This is a genomic window from Pseudomonas sp. Q1-7 (assembly GCF_028010285.1).
In the GTDB taxonomy this organism is placed as follows: Bacteria; Pseudomonadota; Gammaproteobacteria; order Pseudomonadales; family Pseudomonadaceae; genus Metapseudomonas.
Window position 1 is genome coordinate 1,338,029 of the sequence record NZ_CP116304.1, and the last position, 24,404, is coordinate 1,362,432.

20 protein-coding genes and 1 other RNA gene are annotated in these 24,404 nt (G+C 64.1%); 20 read left to right on the forward strand and 1 reads right to left on the reverse strand.

Annotated elements, in window-relative coordinates; all coding sequences use genetic code 11:
* The first annotated feature begins 118 nt into the window (after positions 1–118).
* The 19 genes from rsmI (at position 119) to PJW05_RS06345 (ending at position 20,814) form a co-directional block, all read left to right on the forward strand.
* Positions 119–991 carry a 16S rRNA (cytidine(1402)-2'-O)-methyltransferase gene (gene rsmI / locus PJW05_RS06255; RefSeq protein ID WP_271410858.1) on the forward strand — a complete coding sequence of 291 codons (873 nt, stop codon included), beginning with the start codon at positions 119–121 and terminating at the stop codon, positions 989–991.
* A gap of 40 nt (positions 992–1,031) precedes the next feature.
* An RNA gene (gene rnpB / locus PJW05_RS06260) (RNase P RNA component class A) lies at positions 1,032–1,390 on the forward strand.
* Positions 1,391–1,710: 320 nt separating this feature from the next.
* Positions 1,711–2,166, forward strand: a complete 456-nt coding sequence (mraZ, locus tag PJW05_RS06265) for a division/cell wall cluster transcriptional repressor MraZ (RefSeq protein ID WP_151131983.1) — start codon at positions 1,711–1,713, stop codon at positions 2,164–2,166.
* Positions 2,163–3,110, forward strand: a complete 948-nt coding sequence (rsmH, locus tag PJW05_RS06270) for a 16S rRNA (cytosine(1402)-N(4))-methyltransferase RsmH (protein ID WP_271410859.1) — start codon at positions 2,163–2,165, stop codon at positions 3,108–3,110. The genes mraZ and rsmH overlap by 4 nt, the downstream gene beginning before the upstream one ends.
* Positions 3,107–3,400: a cell division protein FtsL gene (gene ftsL / locus PJW05_RS06275; RefSeq protein ID WP_271410860.1), complete on the forward strand. Its 294-nt coding sequence runs from the start codon at positions 3,107–3,109 to the stop codon at positions 3,398–3,400. The genes rsmH and ftsL overlap by 4 nt, the downstream gene beginning before the upstream one ends.
* On the forward strand, positions 3,397–5,130 hold the full coding sequence (locus tag PJW05_RS06280) for a peptidoglycan D,D-transpeptidase FtsI family protein (protein ID WP_442969212.1): 1,734 nt from the start codon (positions 3,397–3,399) through the stop codon (positions 5,128–5,130). Before ftsL ends, PJW05_RS06280 begins: the two co-directional genes overlap by 4 nt.
* Positions 5,130–6,593 (forward strand): UDP-N-acetylmuramoyl-L-alanyl-D-glutamate--2,6-diaminopimelate ligase, encoded by a 1,464-nt coding sequence (murE, locus tag PJW05_RS06285; RefSeq protein ID WP_271410861.1) that lies wholly within the window; start codon positions 5,130–5,132, stop codon positions 6,591–6,593. The genes PJW05_RS06280 and murE overlap by 1 nt, the downstream gene beginning before the upstream one ends.
* Positions 6,586–7,950: a UDP-N-acetylmuramoyl-tripeptide--D-alanyl-D-alanine ligase gene (locus PJW05_RS06290; RefSeq protein WP_271410862.1), complete on the forward strand. Its 1,365-nt coding sequence runs from the start codon at positions 6,586–6,588 to the stop codon at positions 7,948–7,950. The genes murE and PJW05_RS06290 overlap by 8 nt, the downstream gene beginning before the upstream one ends.
* Positions 7,951–7,952: 2 nt before the next feature.
* Positions 7,953–9,035, forward strand: coding sequence for a phospho-N-acetylmuramoyl-pentapeptide-transferase (mraY, locus tag PJW05_RS06295; RefSeq protein WP_271410863.1), 1,083 nt, complete (start codon positions 7,953–7,955; stop codon positions 9,033–9,035).
* Between the two features lie 6 nt (positions 9,036–9,041).
* Positions 9,042–10,388 carry a UDP-N-acetylmuramoyl-L-alanine--D-glutamate ligase gene (murD, locus tag PJW05_RS06300; protein ID WP_271410864.1) on the forward strand — a complete coding sequence of 449 codons (1,347 nt, stop codon included), beginning with the start codon at positions 9,042–9,044 and terminating at the stop codon, positions 10,386–10,388.
* A complete protein-coding gene (ftsW, locus tag PJW05_RS06305; protein WP_271410865.1) occupies positions 10,388–11,596 on the forward strand; it encodes a putative lipid II flippase FtsW in 1,209 nt (402 codons plus the stop codon). Before murD ends, ftsW begins: the two co-directional genes overlap by 1 nt.
* Positions 11,593–12,663, forward strand: a complete 1,071-nt coding sequence (murG, locus tag PJW05_RS06310; protein WP_271410866.1) for an undecaprenyldiphospho-muramoylpentapeptide beta-N-acetylglucosaminyltransferase — start codon at positions 11,593–11,595, stop codon at positions 12,661–12,663. Before ftsW ends, murG begins: the two co-directional genes overlap by 4 nt.
* The gene (murC, locus tag PJW05_RS06315) at positions 12,656–14,116 is read left to right on the forward strand and encodes a UDP-N-acetylmuramate--L-alanine ligase (protein ID WP_271410867.1); all 1,461 of its coding nucleotides are present in this window, start codon (positions 12,656–12,658) and stop codon (positions 14,114–14,116) included. The genes murG and murC overlap by 8 nt, the downstream gene beginning before the upstream one ends.
* Positions 14,113–15,060 carry a D-alanine--D-alanine ligase gene (locus PJW05_RS06320; RefSeq protein ID WP_271410868.1) on the forward strand — a complete coding sequence of 316 codons (948 nt, stop codon included), beginning with the start codon at positions 14,113–14,115 and terminating at the stop codon, positions 15,058–15,060. The genes murC and PJW05_RS06320 overlap by 4 nt, the downstream gene beginning before the upstream one ends.
* Before the next feature lie 4 nt (positions 15,061–15,064).
* A complete protein-coding gene (locus PJW05_RS06325; RefSeq protein WP_271410869.1) occupies positions 15,065–15,928 on the forward strand; it encodes a cell division protein FtsQ/DivIB in 864 nt (287 codons plus the stop codon).
* Positions 15,929–15,950: 22 nt separating this feature from the next.
* Positions 15,951–17,201: a cell division protein FtsA gene (ftsA, locus tag PJW05_RS06330; RefSeq protein ID WP_271410870.1), complete on the forward strand. Its 1,251-nt coding sequence runs from the start codon at positions 15,951–15,953 to the stop codon at positions 17,199–17,201.
* A gap of 47 nt (positions 17,202–17,248) precedes the next feature.
* Entirely contained in the window at positions 17,249–18,436 is a 1,188-nt protein-coding gene (gene ftsZ / locus PJW05_RS06335; RefSeq protein WP_271410871.1) for a cell division protein FtsZ, read from the forward strand.
* Positions 18,437–18,548: 112 nt separating this feature from the next.
* Positions 18,549–19,460, forward strand: coding sequence for a UDP-3-O-acyl-N-acetylglucosamine deacetylase (gene lpxC / locus PJW05_RS06340; RefSeq protein ID WP_271410872.1), 912 nt, complete (start codon positions 18,549–18,551; stop codon positions 19,458–19,460).
* A 151-nt stretch (positions 19,461–19,611) separates the two neighbouring features.
* Complete coding sequence (locus PJW05_RS06345) at positions 19,612–20,814, forward strand: ISL3 family transposase (RefSeq protein WP_271410553.1); 1,203 nt, start codon at positions 19,612–19,614, stop codon at positions 20,812–20,814.
* 26 nt (positions 20,815–20,840) lie between these two features.
* Here the strand turns inward: PJW05_RS06345 and PJW05_RS06350 are convergent, their stop codons facing one another.
* Positions 20,841–21,296 carry a DUF721 domain-containing protein gene (locus tag PJW05_RS06350; protein WP_271410873.1) on the reverse strand — a complete coding sequence of 152 codons (456 nt, stop codon included), beginning with the start codon at positions 21,294–21,296 and terminating at the stop codon, positions 20,841–20,843.
* A 282-nt stretch (positions 21,297–21,578) separates the two neighbouring features.
* Between PJW05_RS06350 and secA the strand changes: the two genes are divergently transcribed.
* A complete protein-coding gene (gene secA / locus PJW05_RS06355) occupies positions 21,579–24,320 on the forward strand; it encodes a preprotein translocase subunit SecA (RefSeq protein WP_271410874.1) in 2,742 nt (913 codons plus the stop codon).
* Positions 24,321–24,404: the final 84 nt, after the last annotated feature.

Below are 24,404 nucleotides of genomic sequence, written 5' to 3' on the forward strand. Positions count from 1 at the left end.
ATCGGTCCCGATACTCGTTGGAGAAAGGCGCGATTGTACCCAAGGCCCGGTTGAGGCGCGATGTCGGTCCGGTGAATCGGGATACAATGCGCGCTTTCCGTCTTTCCCGAGGTGCCTTGTGACCCTTTCTACCGCCGCTGGCAATGCGTCCGGCACGCTCTATGTGGTTGCAACGCCGATCGGTAATCTCGATGACATCACGGCGCGGGCCCTGCGGGTGCTGCGGGAGGTGAAGTTGATCGCGGCCGAGGACACGCGTCACTCGGCCCGTTTGCTGCAACACTTCGGTATCGAGACGCCCCTGGCCGCCTGTCACGAGCACAACGAACGCGACCAGGGTGGGCGCTTCCTGGCGCGGCTGCAGGCAGGGGATGACGTGGCGCTGATCTCCGATGCCGGTACGCCGTTGATTTCCGATCCAGGTTTTCACTTGGTGCGCCAGGCTCGTGCCGCCGGTATCGGCGTGGTGCCCGTCCCCGGAGCCTGCGCGCTGATCGCGGCACTGTCGGCGGCTGGCCTGCCGTCGGATCGTTTCATGTTCGAGGGGTTCCTGCCGGCCAAGGCCGGTGCCCGCCGTGGCCGTCTGGAGGACGTCAGGGAAGAGCCGCGAACCCTCATCTTCTATGAAGCGCCCCATCGTCTGCTGGAATCCCTGGAGGACATGCGTGCTGTGTTCGGCGGAGATCGTCCGGCTGTGTTGGCGCGAGAGCTGACCAAGGCCTTCGAGACCCTCAAGGGCGCTGCGCTGGATGAGTTGTGTGGCTGGGTGGCGGCGGACGCCAATCAGCAGCGCGGCGAGTGCGTGGTGCTGGTAGGCGGCTGGCAGGCGCCGGAAGGTGAGGGAGCCTTGAGTGCGGAGGCTTTGCGGGTGCTCGATCTGTTGCTGGGCGAGCTTCCACTCAAGCGGGCTGCCGCGTTGGCGGCGGAGATCACCGGCGTTCGCAAGAATCTGCTCTATCAGGCGGCCTTGGAGCGGCAGGGTAACTCTTGAGCTTGTCCTCGAGGGCGCCTGCCGTTAACCTTGGCGGCGGAGAGTCGATCGGACAGTCGCTGTCTCATTTCGTTCCACGATTTTGAGAGGGAGGAAAGTCCGGGCTCCATAGGGCGGAGTGCCAGGTAACGCCTGGGAGGCGCAAGCCTACGGAAAGTGCCGCAGAAAATAACCGCCTAAGCGCGTAAGCGCCGGTAAGGGTGAAAAGGTGCGGTAAGAGCGCACCGCACGACTGGTAACAGTTCGTGGCTAGGTAAACCCCACTCGGAGCAAGACCAAATAGGAATCCATGGCGTGGCCCGCGTCGGATTCGGGTAGGTTGCTAAAGGCTGTCAGTGATGGCTGCCGTAGATGAATGACTGTCCTCGACAGAACCCGGCTTACAGATCGACTCTCTGCTTTTTCTCTCTTCCCGCGTTAGCACTTCGGCGTTCTCATCCCCTCCTTCGCAATGCCGAAAAGATCTTACTCTTAACAATTCACTTTAAGTTTGAAGTTCAGCTCCTTGTAAGTGCTGGATTTTGCTCCTTCTTTGTCTCGCCAAAACGTACCAAAACCCTTTTGAACCTCCGCTAAATTGCCGTCCTGTAAGGAGTTTTCCGCTTTTGCGTGCCTTGACGGTGGGGTGGGCGCATTTCTATAGTGTGCGGAAGTGGAGCGAAGTGGGTCGAAGTGGGATTTTCTGGCACGGAAAGCCAATCAAAAGGGGAAGCGCAGCCTTGTTTCGCGGAGCCAACGCCATCAGTCTCGACGCCAAAGGGCGGCTCGCGATGCCTAGCCGGTATCGTGACGAGCTCGTTTCGCGTTGCGGCGGCCAGCTCATCGTCACAATTGACGCCGTCGATCCCTGTCTGACTGTTTACCCGTTGCCTGAATGGGAGCTCATCGAAGCGAAGTTGCGTGAGCTGCCGTCACTGCGCGAGGAAACTCGCCGCCTGCAACGCCTGCTGATCGGCAACGCCGTGGACCTGGAGCTGGATAGCGCCGGGCGTTTTCTGGTCCCGCCTCGCCTGCGGGAGCATGCCGGGCTGGATAAGCGGGCGATGCTGGTCGGCCAACTGAACAAATTTCAACTGTGGGATGAGGACGCTTGGAATGCGATTTCCGAGGCGGATCTCATGGCAATCAAACAACCCGGCGGCCTGCCGGATGAACTACGTGACCTGATCCTGTGAGCGCGACCAGCAGCTTCCGCCATATCACCGTCCTGCTTGAAGAAGCAGTGGAAGGCCTCGCCCTGCGTGCGGATGGCTGTTACTTGGATGGCACCTTCGGGAGGGGAGGGCACAGTCGACTCATTCTGGAGCGGCTCGGGCCCGGAGGGCGCTTGCTGGGGTTCGACAAAGACCCGCAAGCGATTGCAACGGGGCAAGCTCTGGCGGCCGATGACGGCCGCTTTGTCATTGTGCAAAGGAGCTTTGCCGAGCTGGGTGACGAGGTGCGCACAAGCGGCCTGGTTGGCAAGGTGGATGGCGTTCTGCTCGACCTCGGCGTGTCATCTCCGCAGCTTGACGACCCGGAGCGCGGCTTCAGCTTCCTCAATGACGGTCCGCTGGATATGCGCATGAATCCGGACCGTGGCCAGAGCGCTGCGCAGTGGATCGCCAGCGCCAACGAGGACGAGATCGCCCGCGTCTTCAAGGAATACGGCGAAGAACGATTCGCCAAGCGCATGGCCCGCGCCGTGGTGCAGCGTCGCGCGGAGAAGCCCTTCGAGCGCACCGCCGATCTGGCGGCCGTGCTGAGTGCCGCCAATCCGGCCTGGGAAAAGGGCAAGAACCCTGCGACGCGCGCGTTCCAAGGCATTCGCATTCACGTCAACAACGAACTGGGCGATCTGGAGCTCGGGTTGGACGCCGCGCTCGAGGCGCTCGCAGTCGGCGGCCGCCTGGTGGTGATCAGCTTCCACTCCCTGGAAGACCGCATCGTCAAGCAGTTCATGCGCAAGCATGCCAAGGGTGAAGCCGACAAGCTGCCCCGCCATCTGCCAGTCCGCCAGGCCGCCTTCGAGCCGCGCCTGAAACTGCTGGGCAAGCCGCAGTACGCTTCCGACGAAGAACTCAAGGCCAACCCGCGCTCGCGCAGTGCGGTCATGCGTGTGGCGGAGAAACTGCGATGAGCCGCCTCTACGCCAAGCCCCTGCCCGGTGGCAGCCTGCTGATGTTGCTGCTGTTCGTCGGTGTGCTGTTGTCCGCCATCGCGGTGTCCTACAGCGCTCACTGGAATCGCAAACTGCTCAACGAGCTCTATGCGGAACTCAGCGTGCGCGATAAGGCCCAGGCCGAATGGGGGCGCCTGGTTCTTGAGCAAAGCACCTGGACCGCCCACAACCGCATCGAATCCCTGGCCAGCGAGCAGCTGAAGATGCGCATCCCCGATCCGGCCGAAGTGCGGATGGTTGCGCCATGATGAAGCTCGAGGGCGCACTCTATCCCTGGCGTTTCCGGGTGGTGCTGGGCCTGCTCGCCATCATGGTCGGCGCCATTTCCTGGCGTATCGTCGACCTGCACGTGATCGACCATGACTTCCTCAAGGCACATGGCGATGCGCGGAGCGTGCGGCACATCCCGATTCCCGCCCATCGCGGTCTGATCACCGACCGCAATGGAGAGCCGCTGGCCGTCAGCACTCCGGTCAGCACCCTCTGGACCAACCCCAAGGACCTGATGGCGCTGCGCGACGAGTGGCCGCGGATCGCCCAGGCCGTGGGGCAGGACCCGAAAGCCTTTGCCCAGCGCATCGAACAGAACGCCAATCGCGAGTTCATGTATCTGGTTCGTGGTCTGACACCAGAGCAGGGGCAGGCCATCCTCGCCAAGAAGCTGCCTGGCGTATATGGCATCGAAGAGTTCCGCCGCTTTTACCCGGCCGGCGAAGTGACTGCCCATGTGGTGGGCTTCACCGATGTCGATGATCGGGGGCGCGAAGGTGTCGAGCTGTCCTTCGATGAATGGCTGGCCGGCGTGCCCGGCAAGCGCCAGGTACTCAAGGATCGCCGTGGCCGGCTGATCAAGGACGTCCAGGTGGCCCGCAATGCCAAGCCCGGCAAGACCCTGGCCCTGTCCATCGACCTGCGTTTGCAGTACCTGGCCCATCGTGAACTGCGCAATGCCCTGGTGGAGAACGGCGCCAAGGCGGGCAGCCTCGTCATCGTCGACGTGAAGACGGGCGAAGTGCTAGCCATGGCCAACCAGCCCACCTACAACCCGAACAATCGCCGCAACCTGCAGCCGGCCGCCATGCGTAACCGCGCGATGATCGACGTGTTCGAGCCCGGCTCGACCGTGAAACCGATCTCCATGTCCGCAGCGCTGCAGACCGGCCGCTGGAAGCCCGAGGACAAGGTCGAGGTCTACCCCGGCTCGCTGCAGATTGGCCGGTACACCATCAAGGATGTCTCCAGGACTGCGGGCCCGGTCCTCGACCTGACGGGCATCCTGATCAACTCCAGTAACGTCGGTATGAGCAAGATCGCCTTCGATATCGGCGGCGAAACCATCTACGACACCATGCGCAAACTCGGCCTGGGGCAGGACACCGGCCTCGGTTTCCCCGGCGAGCGGGTGGGCAACCTGCCCAACCATCGTGAATGGCGCAAGGCGGAAACCGCGACCCTGTCCTACGGCTATGGGCTGTCGACCACCGCGATCCAGTTGGTTCATGCCTACGCCACCCTGGCCAACAATGGCCAGGCGGTGCCGCTGTCGATGACCCGGGTGGACAGTGCTCCCGACGGTGTCCAGGCCATTCCCGAGGATGTGGCCAAAACCATGCAGGTCATGCTGCAGCAAGTGGTCGAGGCGCCGCGCGGCGTGTTCCGGGCCCAGGTACCGGGCTACCACGTGTCCGGCAAGAGTGGCACTGCGCGTAAAGCCAGCGTAGGAACCAAGGGTTACACCCAGAACGCCTATCGCTCGCTATTCGCGGGTTTCGGTCCCTCCACCAATCCGCGTATCGCCATGGTCGTGGTGATCGACGAGCCCAGCAAGGCGGGTTATTTCGGCGGCCTGGTTTCGGCCCCGGTTTTCGGCAAGGTCATGGCTGGCGCGCTGCGTCTGATGAACGTCGCGCCGGACAACCTGCCGACCGAAGAGCAACAGACCGCTCACGCGGCCGACGGCAAAGGAGGGCGGATCTGATGCCCATGCCACTGAACCAGCTATTGCCCCAGGCGCAAAGCGCCACCCTGATTCGCGAACTGACCCTGGACAGCCGCAAGGTGCGTCCGGGCGACCTGTTCCTGGCTGTGCCCGGTGCCCAGCACGATGGCCGTATCCATATTGCCGACGCCGTGGCGCGTGGCGCCGTCGCCGTGGCCTATGAGTCCGTGGATGCCGAAGTTCCCGAGGTTACCGGTGCGGAGCTGATCCCGATCAAAGGTCTGGTCGGTCAACTGTCGGCCATTGCCGGCCGCTTCTATGGTGAGCCGAGCCGCGCCGTGCGCCTGGTTGGCGTCACCGGTACCAATGGCAAGACCAGCGTCAGCCAGTTGCTGGCACAGGCGCTTGACCAACTGGGCGAACGCTGCGGCATCGTGGGTACGCTGGGGACCGGTTTCTATGGCGAGCTGGAAAGCGGCCGCCATACCACGCCCGATCCGCTGGCCGTGCAGGCCACCCTGGCCGATCTCAAGCAGACCGGCGCGCGAGCTGTCGCCATGGAGGTTTCCTCCCATGGCTTGGAGCAGGGTCGTGTCGCGGCTCTGGACTTCGATGTCGCGGTGTTCACCAACCTGTCCCGCGATCACCTGGACTACCACGGCAGCATGGAAGCTTACGCGGCGGCCAAGTCCAAACTGTTCAACTGGCCGAATCTGCGTGCGCGGGTGATCAACCTGGATGACGAGTTCGGCCGTCGTCTGGCGGCCGAATTCCACGAGTCGCGGCTGTTCAGCTACAGCCTGGAAGACTCCAGTGCCTTCCTTTATTGCCGCGAAGCCCATTTCGATGATCACGGTGTTCGTGCCCAACTGGTGACCCACCAGGGCGAAGGCCTGCTACGCAGCCCTCTGCTGGGACGCTTCAACCTGAGCAACCTGCTGGCCGTGGTCGGCGCCTTGCTGGCCATGGATTACCCGCTGGCCGACGTGCTGCCGGTGTTGCCATCGCTGCAAGGGCCGGTTGGTCGGATGCAACGCCTGGGCGGCGGTGAGCGGCCTCTGGTGGTGGTGGATTACGCCCACACGCCGGATGCCCTGGAAAAGGTCCTGCAAGCCCTGCGTCCCCATGTTCGTGGCCGTCTGCTTTGCCTGTTCGGCTGCGGTGGCGATCGTGATCGCGGCAAGCGCCCGCTGATGGCCACGGTCGCCGAGCGCTTGGCTGACCGCGTGCTGGTGACCGATGACAATCCACGCAGCGAGGACCCCGCGCAGATCTTCGCCGACATCCTGCCGGGCTTCACCCATGTGGAGCAGGCTGAATTCGTCGCCGGCCGTGGCCTGGCGATTGCCCAACTGATCGCTTCCGCTGGCGTGGACGACGTGGTCCTGCTGGCCGGCAAGGGCCATGAGGACTACCAGGAAATTGCCGGCGTCCGTCATCCCTTCTCCGACCTGCAGGCAGCCGCCAAGGCTCTGGAAGCCTGGGAGGTGCCCCATGCTTAAGTCCTTCCGCCTGTCTGAACTCCTTGGGCCGCTGCAGGCTGAGTTGGTGGGCGCCGATGTCGCCTTCACCGGTGTGTCCAGCGATAGCCGCAAGATAGAGGCGGGGCAATTGTTTGTCGCCCTGGTCGGCCCGCGTTTCGATGGTCACGACTACCTGGCCGAAGTCGCCGCCAAGGGGGCGGTAGCAGCGCTGGTGCAGCGCAAAGTGGCCGACGCGCCGATTCCGCAACTGCTGGTGGCCGACACCCGTGACGGACTCGGCCGGCTGGGGGCCTACAACCGTGACGGCTTTACCGGTCGCGTCGCGGCGGTCACTGGTTCCAGCGGCAAGACCACGGTCAAGGAAATGCTCGCCAGCATCTTGCGTACCCAGGGTGCCGTACTGGCTACGCGCGGAAATCTGAACAACGACCTCGGTGTCCCGCTGACGCTGCTGGAACTGGGCGCCGAACACGATAGCGCGGTGATCGAACTGGGCGCTTCGCGCGTTGGCGAGATCCGCTACACCGTGGGCCTGACCCGACCGCAAGTGGCGATCCTGAACAATGCCGGCACCGCTCATGTCGGCGAGTTCGGTGGTCCGGAGAAGATCATCGAGGCGAAGGGCGAAATACTCGAGGGCCTGTCCGCCGATGGCGTGGCGGTACTCAACCGCGATGATCGTGCCTTCGATATCTGGCACGCCCGTGCCGCCGGCCGCAAGGTGCTCAGCTTCGCCCTGAACGATGCCCGCGCGGACCTGCGCGCCGAGCGCCTGACCCGCGATGCCCGTGGTTGCATGGCCTTCCACCTTCGTGGCGCGGCCGGCGATGCGGACATTCAGCTCAACCTGTTGGGGATGCACAACGTCGCCAACGCCCTGGCCGCTGCAGCGGCCGCCCATGCCCTGGGTGTGCCGCTGGTCGGGATCAAGACTGGCCTGGAGAACCTGCAGCCCGTCAAAGGCCGCGCCGTAGCGCAGCTCGCCACCAGCGGCATGCGTGTGATCGACGACAGCTACAACGCCAACCCCGCGTCGATGCTGGCCGCCGTTGATATACTCGCCGGCTTTTCCGGTCGCACCATCCTGGTGCTCGGGGATATGGGCGAACTCGGCGAATGGGCCGAACAGGGCCACCGCGAGGTAGGCGAATATGCTCGCGGCAAGGTCAGTGCCTTGTATGCCGTCGGTCCGCTGATGGCACACGCGGTCGCGGCCTTCGGCGCCCAGGGACGCCACTTCGCCGACCAGGCCAACCTGATCCAGGCCCTGGCCGACGAGCAGGACCAAAACACCACAATTCTGATCAAAGGCTCCCGCAGTGCGGCGATGGACAAGGTCGTCGCGGCTTTCTGCGGGACGGGGGAGGCTCACTAATCATGCTGCTGCTGCTCGCTGAGTACCTGCAACAGTTCCATAAAGGGTTCGGCGTATTCCAGTACCTGACCCTGCGCGGGATTCTCGGCGTCCTGACAGCCCTGTCGCTGTCGCTCTGGCTCGGTCCGTGGATGATCCGTACCCTGCAAATCCGCCAGATCGGGCAGGCCGTGCGTAACGACGGCCCGCAGTCGCACCTGTCGAAATCCGGCACGCCGACCATGGGCGGCGCGCTGATCCTGACCGCCATCGCCATCAGCACCCTGCTTTGGGCAGACCTGTCCAACCGTTACGTGTGGGTGGTTCTGGCCGTGACCCTGGCCTTCGGGGCCATCGGCTGGGTGGACGATTACCGCAAGGTGATCGAGAAGAACTCCCGTGGCCTTCCGAGCCGCTGGAAGTACTTCTGGCAGTCGGTGTTCGGCATTGCGGCCGCGATCTTCCTCTATATGACCGCCAGCACCCCGGCCGAGACCACCCTGATCCTGCCGCTGGTGAAGAACATCGAGATCCCGCTGGGCATCGGCTTCGTCGTTCTGACCTACTTCGTGATCGTCGGCTCCAGCAATGCGGTGAACCTGACTGATGGTCTCGACGGCCTGGCCATCATGCCCACCGTCATGGTCGGCGGCGCGCTGGGCATCTTCTGCTACCTGTCGGGCAACATCAAATTCGCCGAATACCTGCTCATTCCCTATGTGCCGGGTTCGGGCGAGCTAATCGTGTTCTGCGCCGCCCTGGTGGGAGCGGGGCTCGGTTTCCTCTGGTTCAACACCTACCCGGCCCAGGTTTTCATGGGAGATGTGGGCGCCCTGGCCCTGGGGGCTGCCCTTGGCACCATCGCCGTGATCGTCCGGCAGGAAGTGGTGCTGTTCATCATGGGGGGTGTGTTCGTCATGGAAACCCTGTCGGTGATGATCCAGGTCGCTTCCTTCAAGCTGACCGGTCGTCGCGTATTCCGCATGGCGCCCATCCATCACCACTTCGAGCTGAAAGGCTGGCCCGAACCCCGGGTCATCGTACGGTTCTGGATCATCACCGTGATTCTGGTGCTGATCGGCCTGGCCACTTTGAAACTGAGGTAACCGAGCGTGACGTTGATCGCTTCCGACCAGTTCCGCATCGTTGTCGGTCTCGGCAAGAGCGGCATGTCCCTGGTGCGCTTCCTGGCGCGCCAGGGCGTGCCGTTTGCCGTGGCCGACACCCGTGCGAACCCGCCGGAGCTGGCGACGCTCAAGCGCCAGTACCCGCAGGTGGAAGTGCGCTGTGGCGAGCTCGATCCGGCCTTCCTCAGCCGGGCCAGCGAGCTTTACGTCAGCCCGGGCCTGGCGCTGGCCACGCCAGCGCTGCAGGAAGCGGCGCGCAACGGTGTGAAGCTGTCCGGTGACATCGAGCTGTTCACTCGCCATGCCAGGGCTCCGATCGTCGCCATCACCGGCTCCAATGCCAAGAGCACCGTCACCACCCTGGTGGGCGACATGGCCAAGGCTGCCGGCAAGCGTGTCGCCGTAGGCGGCAACCTCGGCACCCCGGCACTGGATCTGCTGGCCGATGACATCGAGCTCTATGTGCTGGAGCTGTCCAGCTTCCAGCTGGAGACCACCGAGCGGCTGAACGCCGAGGTGGCCACCGTGCTCAACGTCAGCGAAGACCACATGGATCGCTACGCGGACATGCAGGCCTATCACCTGGCCAAGCACCGCGTTTTCCGTGGTGCCCGCCAGGTGGTGGTCAACCGCGGCGACGCGCTGTCGCGTCCGTTGGTGGCTGACCAACTGCCCTGCTGGACCTTCGGCCTGAACAGGCCGGACTTCAAGTCCTTCGGTTTGATCGAGGAAGACGGCGAGAAGTACCTGGCCTACCAGTTCGACAAATTGATGCCGGTGCGCGAATTGAAAGTCCGTGGCGCGCACAATCAGTCCAATGCCCTGGCCGCGCTGGCCCTGGGCCACGCCGTGGGCCTGCCGTTCGAGCCGATGCTGGAGACCTTGCGCTCCTTCGCCGGCCTGGCCCACCGTTGCCAATGGGTGCGCGAGCTGCGCGGCGTGGCCTACTACGACGATTCCAAGGCCACCAACGTCGGTGCCGCCCTGGCAGCGATCGAAGGCCTGGGCGCCGATATCGACGGCAAGCTGGTGCTGATCGCCGGTGGCGACGGCAAGGGCGCGGACTTCTCCGGCCTCAAGGCGCCGGTGGCGCGCTTCTGCCGCGCGGTGGTCCTGATAGGGCGTGACGCCGAACTCCTTGCCGCGGCATTGGGCGATGCCGTACCGCTGGTACGGGTCGGGAGTCTGGACGACGCGGTACTGCGTTGCGCCGAGTTGGCCGAGGCCGGGGATGCCGTGCTGCTATCGCCGGCTTGCGCCAGCCTGGACATGTTCAAGAACTTCGAGGAACGCGGGCGCTTGTTCGCCCAGGCCGTGGAGGGGCTCTCCTGATGCTGGCCCGTCTGCTCGCCGCCCCCTCGCCGCTGCACGGCCGTCGTGGCATCGACATCGATTTCCCGCTGCTGGCCGGTTGTCTGGCATTGCTCGGTCTCGGCCTGGTGATGATCACCTCGGCGTCGTCGGAAGTCGCTGCGGCGGCGTCCGGGAATCCGCTGTACCACATGATCCGCCACCTGATCTATCTGGCGATTGGCCTCGGTACTGGCGTGGTCGTCCTGCAGGTTCCCATGGCCTTCTGGCAGCGCCATGGTGCGCGCCTCATGCTGGCCGCGACCGTCCTGCTGATCCTGGTGCTGCTGCCGGGGATCGGCCGCGAGGTCAACGGCGCCAAGCGCTGGATCGGCTTCGGTCTGTTCAACCTGCAGCCGTCCGAGCTGGCCAAGTTGTTCACCGTGATGTTCATCGCCGGCTACATGGTGCGTCGCCAGGACGAGGTGCGCGAGAAACTCACCGGTTTCATCAAGCCCATGCTGGTGCTCGGCCCCATCGCCGTGCTGCTGCTGGCCGAGCCGGACTTCGGTGCCACCGTGGTGCTGATGGGCTCCTGCATCGCCATGCTGTTCCTCGGCGGTATCAACCTGATGCGCTTCATCCCTCTGGCCGGTGTGGTGCTCGCCGCCGGTGTGCTGGTGATGACCAGCCAGAGCTACCGGATGCAGCGCCTGACCAACTTCATCGACCCGTGGGCCGACCAGTACGGTGCCGGCTACCAGCTGAGCCAGGCCCTGATTGCCTTCGGCCGTGGTGAGTGGTTCGGCGTGGGCCTGGGCAACAGTATCCAGAAGCAGTTCTACCTGCCGGAAGCCCATACCGACTTCGTGTTCGCTGTACTCGCCGAGGAACTGGGCATGATCGGTGCCCTCGTCACCGTAGGCCTGTTTGTCTTCGTCAGCGTCCGTGCCCTGTACATCGGCCTCTGGGCCGAGAAGGCGCGCCAGTACTTCTCCGCCTACGTGGCGTACGGCCTGGCCTTCCTCTGGATTGGCCAGGTGCTGATCAACATCGGCGTGAACGTCGGCCTGTTGCCGACCAAAGGACTGACCCTGCCGTTCCTCAGCTATGGCGGCAGCTCGCTGGTGATCTGCTGCGTAAGCCTCGCCCTGCTGCTGCGCATCGAATGGGAGCGGCGCACCCAATTGGGCAACGAGGACGTGGAGTTCGTCGAAAGCGACTTCTTCGACGAGGAGGTGCGCCCATGAGCGGCAATGTGCTGATCATAGCCGGCGGCACCGGCGGCCACGTGTTCCCCGCCTTGGCTTGCGCCCGCGAGTTCGAGGCGCGGGGCTTCAAGGTGCACTGGCTGGGCACTCCGAAAGGCATCGAGAACGAACTGGTTCCCCAGGCCGGCCTGCCGCTGCACCTCATCCAGGTGAGCGGTCTGCGTGGCAAGGGGCTGAAATCCTTGCTCAAGGCGCCCTTCGAACTGCTCAAGTCGTTGTTCCAGGCCCGTCGCGTCATGCGCCAGCTCAAGCCGGTCTGCGTGCTGGGCATGGGGGGTTACGTGACCGGCCCCGGCGGCCTCGCCGCACGCCTGTCCGGCGTGCCGTTGATCATCCATGAGCAGAATGCCGTGGCGGGTACCGCCAACCGCAGCCTGGTGCCTTTTGCCAGTCGTGTCTGCGAGGCCTTCCCCGACACCTTCGGGAAAAGCGACAAACGGCGCACCACCGGCAATCCGGTGCGCGAGGAGCTGTTCCTGGAAACGCCGCGCGACGCCTTGTCCGGCCGCAAGCCGCGTCTGCTGGTGCTGGGCGGCAGCCTGGGCGCTGAGCCGCTCAACAAGCTGCTGCCGGAAGCCCTGGCGCAACTGCCGGCAGACCTGCGTCCGGCGGTGTTCCACCAGGCCGGTCGCAAACACGACGAAGTCACCGCGGAGCGTTATCGCCAAGTCGCGGTCGAAGCGGAGGTCGCGCCCTTCATCAAGGACATGGCTCGTGCCTATGCCTGGGCCGATCTGGTCATCTGCCGCGCGGGCGCCCTGACCGTGAGCGAACTGGCTGCCGCCGGGCTGCCGTCGTTCCTGGTGCCGCTGCCCCACGCGATCGACGACCACCAGTCGCGCAATGCCGAATATCTGGCGAAGGAGGGCGCGGCTGTCCTTCTTCCGCAACATTCCACTGACGCGGCCAAGCTGGCCGCTCAGCTGACCGAGGTTCTGATGCAGCCCGAAAAACTCAAGGCCATGGGGGCTACCGCCCGCCGTCTGGCCAAGCCCGCCGCCACCCGTACCGTGGTCGAGATCTGCCTGGAGGTGGCCCATGGTTGAGAGCCAGAAAGCCATGCCCCAACCGGAGATGCGTCGCATCCGCCGTATCCACTTCGTCGGCATCGGCGGCGTGGGCATGTGCGGGATCGCCGAAGTGCTGCTGAACCTGGGCTACCGGGTATCCGGTTCCGATCTCAAGGCTTCGGCCGTGACCGAGCGCCTGGAGAAGTTCGGCGCGCAGATCTTCATCGGTCATCGCGCCGAGAATGCCGAGCACGCCGATGTGCTGGTCGTGTCCAGCGCCGTGAACAAATCCAACCCCGAGGTGGCGGTCGCCCTGGAGCGTCGCATCCCGGTGGTGCCGCGCGCCGAAATGCTCGCCGAGCTGATGCGCTATCGACACGGTATTGCGGTTGCCGGCACCCACGGCAAGACCACCACCACCAGCCTGATCGCCTCGGTCTTCGCCGCCGGCGGCCTGGACCCGACCTTCGTCATCGGTGGCCGTCTGAACGCCGCGGGCACCAACGCCCAGTTGGGCACAAGCCGCTATCTGGTGGCCGAAGCGGACGAGAGCGACGCCAGCTTCCTGCACCTGCAGCCGATGGTGGCCGTGGTCACCAATATCGACGCCGACCACATGAGCACCTACGAAGGCGACTTCAACAAGCTGAAGAAGACCTTCGTGGAATTCCTCCATAACCTGCCGTTCTACGGCATGGCCGTGCTCTGCGTGGACGACCCGGTGGTTCGCGAGATCCTGCCCCAGGTCGCCCGCCCCACCGTCACCTATGGCTTCTCCGAGGATGCCGACGTGCGCGCCATCAATGTGCGCCAGGAAGGCATGCGCACCTGGTTCACCGTCCTGCGCAAGGATCGAGAGCCGCTGGATGTCTCGGTGAACATGCCGGGCAATCACAACGTGCTGAACTCCCTGGCGACCATCGCCATCGCCACCGACGAAGGCATCAGCGACGAGGCCATCGTCCAGGGACTGTCCGGCTTCCAGGGTGTGGGTCGGCGCTTCCAGGTCTACGGCGAACTGCAGGTCGACGGCGGCAGCGTGATGCTGGTGGACGACTACGGCCACCACCCGCGCGAAGTGGCCGCGGTGATCCGCGCCGTACGCGGCGGCTGGCCGGAGCGCCGCCTGGTGATGGTCTACCAGCCTCACCGCTACAGCCGCACCCGTGACCTGTACGACGATTTCGTACAGGTACTGGGCGAAGCCAATGTCCTGCTGCTGATGGAGGTCTACCCGGCCGGCGAAGAGCCGATCCCTGGTGCCGACAGCCGTCAGCTCTGTCACAGCATTCGCCAGCGCGGCCAATTGGACCCGATCTACATCGAGCGTGGCGTCGACCTGGCTCCGCTGGTCAAGCCGCTGCTGCGCCCCGGCGACATCCTGCTCTGCCAGGGGGCCGGTGACATCGGCGCGCTGGCGCCGCAGCTGATCCAGAACCCGTTGTTTGGCGGCCAGTCGGCCGACGCCGCCAAGAGGAAGACGAAATGAGCGCGCACCTGAAATCCACACTCGATCCGGCCGCGTTCGGCCGGGTCGCCGTGCTCCACGGCGGCAAGAGCGCCGAGCGCGAGGTTTCGCTGAAGTCCGGCGCCATGGTGCTGCAGGCCTTGCAGGCCGCTGGCGTTGACGCCTTTGGCATCGATGTGGGTGATGACCTGCTGGCACGCCTGCAGGCCGAGAAGATCGACCGCGCCTTCATCATTCTCCATGGCCGTGGCGGCGAAGATGGCAGCATGCAGGGGCTGTTGGAATGCCTGGGCATTCCCTACACCGGCAGCGGCATCCTCGCCTCGGCCCTGGCGATGGACAAACTGCGCACCAAACAACTGTGGGTCAGTCTTGGCCTGCCGACCCCACGTCACGCCGTGCTGGCCAGCGAGCAGGACTGCCGCCAGGCCGCCGCCGAACTGGGCTTCCCGCTGATCGTCAAGCCGGCGCACGAAGGTTCCAGCATCGGCATGGCCAAGGTCGCGGATGTCGAAGCGCTGATCGAGGCCTGGCGCGCCGCCGCTGTCTACGACCCGCAGGTGCTGGTGGAACAGTGGGTCCACGGCCCCGAGTTCACTGTTGCCTGGCTGCGCGGCGAGGTGTTGCCGCCCATCCGCCTCGGTACGCCGCACACCTTCTACGACTACGACGCCAAGTACCTGGCCAGTGATACCCGCTACCAGATCCCCTGTGGCCTGGAGGCGGACAAAGAAGAGGAACTGAAGCAACTCACCGCGCGCGCCTGCGAGACCCTCGGCATCCAGGGCTGGGCCCGGGCCGACGTGATGCAGGACGCAGACGGCCGCTTCTGGCTCCTGGAAGTCAACACTGCACCCGGCATGACCGACCACAGCCTGGTGCCCATGGCCGCACGTGCTGCGGGCCTGGATTTCCAGCAGTTGGTGCTGGCGATCCTCGCCGACAGCGTCGAGGCAAGGGGCTGATCCCATGCGTAGCGCCACTTTCCGTCGCCAGGAACCCGTAATCGGCCGCGCCGCTCCGTCGCGCAAGCCGATGCCGCGTGGCGCCAGCCGGATGGTGGCCAAGGAACCGCTGACCCAGCGCCTGCCCAAGCCGAGCTTCGGATTCCTGCGCAGGCTGATGTGGCCGGTGATGCTGGCGGTGCTCGGCTTCGGTGCCTATGAGGCGGCGCAACGGTTGTTGCCCTACGCCGATCGGCCCATCGCCAAGGTCAATGTGCAGGGCGACCTGAGCTACATCAGCCAGCAAGCCGTAGAGCAACGCATCGCGCCCTACATCGCCGCGAGTTTCTTCAGCATCGACCTGGCCGGTATGCGTCGGGAGCTGGAACAAATGCCCTGGATCGCCCATGCCGAAGTGCGCCGGGTATGGCCGGACCAGGTGATGGTCCGCCTCGAAGAACAACTGCCCATCGCCCGCTGGGGCGATGAGGCGCTGCTGAACAACCAGGGTCAGGCCTTTGCCCCGCGCGAGCTGACCCATTACGAGCAACTGCCGCAGCTCCGGGGCCCGCAGCGGGCGCAGGAGCAGGTGATGCAGCAGTACCAGATGCTCAGCCAGATGCTGCGTCCGCTCGGCTTTTCCATCGTGCGGTTGGAGCTGCGCGAACGCGGCAGCTGGTTCCTGTCCACCGGTCAGGGCGTCGAGCTGCTGCTGGGGCGGGATCACCTGGTGGAAAAAATGCGGCGTTTCATCTCGATCTACGAGAACACGCTGAAGGACCAGATTGCGAACATCGAGCGCGTCGACCTGCGCTATCCCAACGGCCTGGCAGTGGCCTGGCGGGCGCCGGTCGAGGCACCGGCGGCGACCACGGTCGCCGCGCAGTGAATTGAGAGAGAAGGTTAGAAGCATGGCAAGCGTACAGAGCGGCAAGATGATCGTCGGCCTGGACATCGGGACCTCCAAGGTGGTGGCCCTGGTGGGCGAGATCGCCGCCGACGGCCAACTGGAGATCGTCGGCATCGGCACTCATCCGTCGCGCGGCCTGAAGAAGGGCGTGGTGGTGAACATCGAATCCACTGTGCAGTCGATCCAGCGTGCGGTGGAAGAGGCCCAGCTGATGGCGGGTTGCCGCATTCATTCGGCTTTTGTCGGCATCGCCGGCAACCATATCCGCAGCCTGAATTCCCACGGCATCGTGGCGATCCGCGACCGCGAAGTGAGCGGTGCCGATATCGAGCGCGTGCTGGATGCCGCCCAGGCCGTGGCCATCCCGGCCGACCAGCGGGTACTGCACACCTTGGCCCAGGATTACGTGATCGATAACCAGGAAGGCGTGCGCGAACCCCTGGGCATGTCCGGCGTGCGCCTGGAAGCCAAGGTCCATGTGGTGACCTGTGCGGTGAACGCCGCGCAGAACATCGAGAAATGCGTGCGTCGCTGCGGGCTGGAAGTCGACGACATCATCCTCGAGCAACTGGCCTCGGCCTACTCGGTGCTGACCGACGACGAGAAGGAGCTGGGCGTGTGCCTGGTGGACATCGGCGGCGGCACCACCGACATCGCCATTTTCACCGAGGGCGCCATCCGTCATACCGCGGTGATCCCGATTGCCGGCGACCAGGTCACCAACGACATCGCCATGGCCCTGCGCACGCCGACCCAGTACGCCGAAGAGATCAAGATCCGCTACGCCTGCGCCCTGGCCAAGCTGGCCGGCGCCGGCGAGACCATCAAGGTGCCCAGCGTCGGCGACCGTCCGCCGCGCGAGCTGTCCCGCCAGGCCCTGGCTGAAGTGGTGGAGCCGCGATACGACGAGCTGTTCACCCTGATCCAGGCCGAGCTGCGCCGTAGCGGCTACGAGGACCTGATTCCGGCGGGCATCGTCCTTACCGGTGGCACCGCCAAGATGGAAGGGGCGGTGGAACTGGCCGAAGAGATTTTCCACATGCCGGTGCGCCTGGGCGTGCCGCATAGCGTGAAGGGGCTCGCCGATGTCGTGCGCAACCCCATCTATTCCACGGGCGTCGGTCTGCTGATGTACGGGCTGCAAAAGCAGTCCGACGGCATGCCGTCGACCAGTGGCAGCTTCGGTTTTGCCGAAGAGGCCAGGGCTCCTGTACTGGAACGGCTCAAACGCTGGGTCCAGGGCAATTTTTAACCGCGGTACGCAGTAGGCGAAAAACTAAAAAAGGAAGGAGAGGGGAAATGTTCGAACTCGTAGATAATGTTCCGCAAACAGCGGTCATCAAGGTCATAGGTGTCGGTGGTGGCGGTGGCAACGCCGTGAACCACATGGCCACGAGCAACATCGAAGGCGTCGAGTTCATCTGCGCCAACACCGATGCCCAGGCACTGAAGAACATCGGTGCGCGCACCGTGCTGCAGCTTGGCCCGGGCGTGACCAAGGGCCTGGGTGCCGGGGCCAATCCGGAAGTCGGTCGCCAGGCCGCCATCGAGGACCGTGAGCGCATCGCCGAAGTGCTGCAGGGCGCCGACATGGTCTTTATCACCACCGGCATGGGCGGTGGCACTGGTACTGGCGCGGCGCCGATCATCGCCGAAGTGGCCAAGGAGATGGGCATTCTCACCGTTGCGGTGGTGACCCGTCCGTTCCCGTTCGAAGGCCGTAAGCGCATGCAGATCGCCGACGAGGGCATCCGCTCTCTGGCGGAAAGCGTCGACTCGCTGATCACCATTCCCAACGAGAAGCTGCTGACGATCCTCGGCAAGGACGCCAGCCTGCTGGCCGCCTTCGCCAAGGCTGACGACGTGCTCGCTGGCGCGGTGCGCGGCATCTCCGACATCATCAAGCGTCCCGGCATGATCAACGTCGACTTCGCCGACGTGAAGACCGTGATGGGTGAAATGGGCATGGCGATGATGGGCACCGGCTGCGCCAGCGGCCCGAACCGCGCCCGCGAGGCCACCGAGGCGGCCATTCGCAACCCGCTGCTGGATGACGTCAACCTGCAGGGTGCGCGCGGTATCCTGGTGAACATCACCGCCGGTCCGGACCTTTCCCTGGGCGAATACTCCGACGTGGGCAACATCATCGAGCAGTTCGCTTCCGAACACGCCACCGTCAAGGTGGGCACCGTGATCGATCCGGACATGCGCGACGAACTGCACGTGACCGTCGTGGCCACCGGCCTGGGCGCGCGTATCGAGAAGCCGGTCAAGGTGGTCGACAACACCGTCCAAGCCGCCGCAGTGGCCCCGGCCACCGCAGCCGCTCGTCCGGAACAGCCGTCGGTCAACTACCGTGACCTGGATCGCCCGACCGTGATGCGCAACCAGGCTCACGCCGGCGCGGCCACCGCGGCCAAGCTCAACACTCAGGACGATCTGGATTACCTGGATATTCCAGCATTCCTGCGTCGCCAGGCTGATTGATGGACTGTATCAGGAGCATTAGGGTGATTGGTGTTCAGCAAAGGGCGGTTCTGCTATTATCGCCGCCCATTGTTGAAAACAGTTCGCAACTTGCGCACAAGCGGCCAATGCCATGATCAGACAACGCACTCTCAAGAACATTATCCGTGCCACTGGTGTGGGGCTGCATTCCGGGGAAAAGGTCTACCTGACCCTCAAGCCCGCACCGGTCGACACCGGCATAGTGTTCCGCCGTACCGACCTCGATCCCGTGGTGGAAATTCCCGCCCGCGCCGAGAATGTCGGTGAGACCACCATGTCGACCACACTGATCAACGGTGAGGTCAAGGTGGACACCGTGGAGCACCTGCTTTCGGCCATGGCTGGCCTGGGCATCGACAACGCCTACGTCGAACTCTCCGCGTCGGAAGTGCCGATCATGGACGGCAGTGCCGGTCCCTTCGTCTTCCTGATTCAATCCGCCGGCCTGCAGGAGCAGGAAGCGCCGAAGAAGTTCATCCGGATCCTGCATGAAGTGACAGTGGAGGAGGGCGACAAGCGCGCCACCTTCGTGCCCTTCGACGGCTTCAAGGTGAGCTTCGAGATCGATTTCGATCACCCGGTATTCCGCAACCGTACCCAGAGTGCGAGCGTGGACTTCTCCAGCACCTCGTTCGTCAAGGAGGTCAGCCGCGCGCGGACCTTCGGCTTCATGCGCGACATCGAGTTCCTGCGTTCGCAGAACCTGGCACTCGGCGGCAGCGTGGAGAACGCCATCGTGGTTGACGAGAACCAGGTGCTCAACGAAGACGGCCTGCGTTACGAGGACGAGTTCGTCAAGCACAAGATTCTCGATGCGATCGGTGACCTCTATCTGCTCGGCAACAGCCTGATCGGCGAATTCCGTGGCTTCAAGTCTGGCCATGCGCTGAACAACCGCCTGCTGCGCCAGCTCATCGAGCAGAAGGACGCCTGGGAAGTGGTGACCTTCGAGGATGCCAGGACTGCGCCTATTTCCTATATGCGACCGGTAGCAGCCGTTTAAGCAAAACCCTCTTTCCTGACTTCAAAGGCCACCTTCGGGTGGCTTTTTTTATGGTTCTTCGCGGGATCAGGGGGAAGAGCGAGTTGACAGTCAGGGAAGTGGTTAGATTGGCAGTCGCCAAACGAACCAACCACCACCCCCTGCTGCCGCCGTGCATCCTATTGATCTTGCTGCTTTCTGGCCAGGCTACGCAGTCGTCTCCTGTCGCCAATCAACCCACGACACCCTGCTAATCGAGCTCGAGCCTCAAGTCGGCTCCATCCCCGAATGCGGACGCTGTGGTGAAGCCTGTCCATTGATCCATGAGCGGCGGACTCGTCAGGTGCGCGATCGCGATCTGTTCGACCAGCGCGTCTTGCTCCAGCTACCGGTGCGCCGCGTCGATTGCCTGAGTTGTGGGCGGGTAACCGAGCGGATCAGCTGGTTGGAACCGGTGTCGCGTTTGACCCAACGCTTGCGCGTCTGGCTCGAAGGCTTGCTGCAATTGCTGCCCATCAGTCATGTCAGCCGCCTCACCGGCCTGCACTGGCACACGCTCAAGACGCTCGATAAGCGCCGCCTGGAGGCCGCCGTTGGCGCTTTCAAGCCGGGCGATGTTCGCCGTCTGGTGATGGACGAGTTCGCCCTGCACAAGGGGCATCGTTATGCCACGGTGATCATGGATGCCGAGCGGACGCGGGTGCTGTGGGTCGGGCATGGCAACAGCCGCGAGGCGATTCGCCCGTTCTTCGAATTGCTGGGCGAGCGCTGCCAGCAGATCGAGGCGGTGGCGATGGACATGAACACGGCTTTCGACCTGGAGGTGAAGCGGCACTGCCCGCAGGCCGAAGTGGTGTATGACCTGTTCCACGTGGTGGCGCGCTACGGCCGTGAGGTGATCGACCGTATCCGCGTCGACCAGGCCAACCTCCTGCGCGAAGACAAACCGGCGCGCAAGGTGGTCAAGCAGAGTCGCTGGCTGCTGCTGCGCAATCACGACAACCTCAAGGACGGGCAGGCCGTGCAGTTGCAAGAGCTGCTCGCGGCCAACCAACCACTGGCCACGGTCTATGTGCTCAAGGATGCGTTAAAGGCAATCTGGTACGCCCCCAGTGTGCAGGAGGGCTGGCGGCGCTGGCGAAGTTGGCTACGGCATGCCCGGGACAGCGGTCTGGCGCCACTGCAACGCTTTGCCCGCAACCTGCGCAAATACGCCCGGGGCATCCTCGCCAGTGCGCGTTTCCACCTACATACCAGCCTGCTGGAGGGCGTGAATAACCGTATCAAGGTGATCAAGCGCATGGCCTATGGCTTCCGAGACTCAGCCTACTTCTTCCTGAAAATCAAGGCTGCCTTCCCCGGGAAAGCGCGATGAACCTTTTTTATGTCGTCGATTCGCGCTCAGTCGTGCGGTCGGCCGTGGCGCGCCAGGCGCTCCAGGGCTTCCCGCAGCCTTGGGTCGCTGACCGTTTCCGCCGTGGCCTGCAGGCTTTCCGCGGCAGTGGGGGAAAGGCGGCCTTCGGTCGCCTGGGTGCTGGCGGGGGTGAAACTCGGCTGGACCTTGAAGATGATTCGCTCCAGGCCGGCGAAAGCCTCGAACCCTTTCAGTTGGCGCAGCAGGCGAGCTTGCTGGTAGCGCAGGCGAGTCGCCCAATGACCGTCGGTGACGATCAGCAGCAGCCGACCCTCGCGCCATGAGGCGACATGACAGTGTTCGCGGGCTGCGGGCTGAAGTTGGCTGGCCAGCAATTGCTGCAACTGATCGATGCGTTGCGCCTCGTTGAACAGCGCACGCAACGGCTTCTCCTCGCGCAACAGCACGGCGGGGGAGCGGGCGGGCAAAGGACGGAACGCCATGGCGGATGCTTGAATGAGGACAGGGAAGGCCATATTAACAGAGGGCGTCCATAACCTCGGTGTGCGTATGCCGCGGGAGGGGGCGAGTGGTCGGGGCCGCGGTGATTCGTGGCGAGATGCCATCGCTCAAGGTTATGGATGCGGTCCTACGGCGACCGGGAAGTGCTCGCGCTTTCCTCGACAAGGATTCCGGGTAGAATGCCCCCTTCGCAAGTAGCCATGATGGCTGCGCGGGCGACTCCAGGCCGCCCTCCATTCCAATGTGTGGAAGATCCTCTCTATATGTTCGCGCCATTGTTGAAGAAACTCTTTGGAAGCAAGAACGATCGCGAAGTGAAGCGCATGGCCAAGGCCGTGCAGGCCATCAACGCGTTCGAAGAGCAGATGGTGGCCCTGTCCGATGACCAACTGCGTGCCAAGACCGAAGAGTTCAAGGCGCGCCTGGCCCAGGGCGAGACGCTCGACCAGTTACTGCCGGAAGCCTTCGCGGTGGCGCGTGAGGCTGGCAAGCGCGTGATGGGCATGCGCCACTTCGACGTTCAGCTGATTGGCGGCATGACCTTGCACGAGGGCAAGATCGCCGAGATGCGCACCGGTGAGGGCAAGACCCTGGTAGGCACCCTGGCGGTCTACCTCAATGCGCTGTCCGGCAAGGGCGTGCACGTGATCACCGTGAACGACTACCTGGCCCGCCGCGACGCCAACTGGATGCGTCCTCTGTATGAGTTCCTCGGCCTGTCCGTCGGTATCGTCACCCCCTTCCAACCGCCGGAAGAGAAGCGCGCTGCCTACGCCGCCGACATCACCTACGGCACCAACAACGAATTCGGTTTCGACTACCTGCGCGACAACATGGCCTTCAGCCTGGACGACAAGTTCCAGCGCGAGCTGAACTTCGCCGTGATCGACGAGGTGGACTCCATCCTCATCGACGAAGCGCGAACGCCGCTGATCATTTCCGGCCAGGCCGAAGACAGCTCCAAGCTCTATATCCAGATCAACAAGCTGATTCCGCGCCTCAAGCTGCACGTCGAAGAGGTGGAGGGCCAGGTCACCCAGGAAGGCCACTACTCGGTCGACGAGAAGACCCGCCAGGTCGAGCTCAACGAGATGGGCCACCAGTTCATCGAGGAAATGCTCACCCAGGCCGGCCTGCTGGCCGAGGGCGAGAGCCTCTACTCGGCGCACAACCTCAGCCTGCTGACCCACGTCTATGCCGCGCTGCGTGCCCACACCCTGTTCCACCGCAACATCGAGTACATCGTGCAGAACGACCAGGTGCTGCTGATCGACGAGCACACCGGCCGTACCATGCCGGGCCGCCGCTTGTCCGAAGGCCTGCACCAGGCCATCGAGGCCAAGGAAAACCTGCCGATCCAGGCGGAAAGCCAGACCCTGGCTTCCACCACTTTCCAGAACTACTTCCGCCTCTACAAGAAGCTGTCCGGCATGACCGGCACCGCAGACACCGAGGCCTTCGAGTTCCGTCAGATCTACGGCCTGGACGTGGTGGTCATCCCCACCCACCGTCCGATTGCCCGTAAGGACTTCAACGACCTGGTCTACCTGACCCAGGAAGAAAAGTTCGGCGCCATCATCACCGACATCAAGGAGTGCCAGGCCAGCGGCCGTCCGGTGCTGGTGGGTACCGCCTCCATCGACAGTTCCGAGTATGTTGCCCAACTGCTGGTCAAGGCTGGCATCGAGCACAAGGTGCTCAACGCCAAGTACCACGAGAAGGAAGCCGAGATCATCGCCCAGGCCGGTCGTCCGGGCGCAGTGACCATCGCCACCAACATGGCGGGCCGTGGTACCGACATCCTCCTCGGCGGCAACTGGGAGGCCGAGGTGGCTGCCCTGGAAGGGCCGACCGACGAGCAGGTTGCGCAGATCAAGGCCGAATGGCAGAAGCGCCACCAGCAGGTGATCGAGGCCGGTGGCTTGCACGTGGTCGCTTCCGAGCGTCACGAATCCCGCCGTATCGACAACCAGTTGCGTGGCCGCGCCGGTCGCCAGGGTGACCCGGGTTCCAGCCGCTTCTACCTGTCGCTGGAAGACAACCTGATGCGCATCTTCGCCTCCGACCGGGTGAAGAATTTCATGAAGGCGCTGGGCATGCAGTCCGGCGAGGCCATCGAACACCGCATGGTGACCAACGCCATCGAAAAGGCCCAGCGCAAGGTCGAAGGCCGCAACTTCGACATCCGCAAGCAGCTCCTCGAATACGATGACGTGGCCAACGAGCAGCGCAAGGTGATCTATCACATGCGCAACAGCCTGCTGGCGGCCGCCGACATCGGCGACACCATCGGCGAGTTCCGCGAGGAAGTGCTGAACGGCACCATCGATGCCCATATCCCGCCGCAGTCGATGCCCGAGCAGTGGGACATTGCGGGTTTGGAGGCGGCGCTGTTCAGCGATTTCGGCCTGAAGCTGCCGATCCAGCAATGGCTCGATGAGGACGACAAGCTCTACGAAGAAACCCTGCGCGAGAAGATCCTGGCGCAACTGCTGGCGGCGTACAACGAGAAGGAAGAACTCGCCGGTGCCGAAGCCCTGCGCGCCTTCGAGAAGCAGATGCTGCTGCGTGTGCTGGACGACCTGTGGAAGGACCACCTGTCCACCATGGATCACCTGCGTCATGGCATCCACCTGCGCGGCTACGCCCAGAAGAACCCGAAGCAGGAGTACAAGCGCGAGTCCTTCACCCTGTTCCAGGAACTGCTCGACTCCATCAAGCGTGACACCATCCGTGTCCTTTCCCATGTTCAGGTCCGCCGCGAGGACCCGGCCGAGGAAGAGGCTCGCCTGCGCCGCGAGGCCGAGGAAATGGCGCGCCGCATGCAGTTCCAGCATGCCGCGGCGCCGAGCCTCGACGAGCCGGAGATGGCCGAGGAGGACGGTGACGTGGCCGTCGCCACCGCGACCGCCCCGGTGCGTACCGAACCCAAGGTGGGCCGCAACGAGCCCTGCCCCTGCGGTTCCGGCAAGAAATACAAGCACTGCCACGGTCAGATCAACTAAGGCACTGCTGTAGTACCAACGCCGCGACCGGCCCCGCCGCTCGCGGCGTTTTTCCGCTATCCCCGGCCGCCTGCATCGACAGCA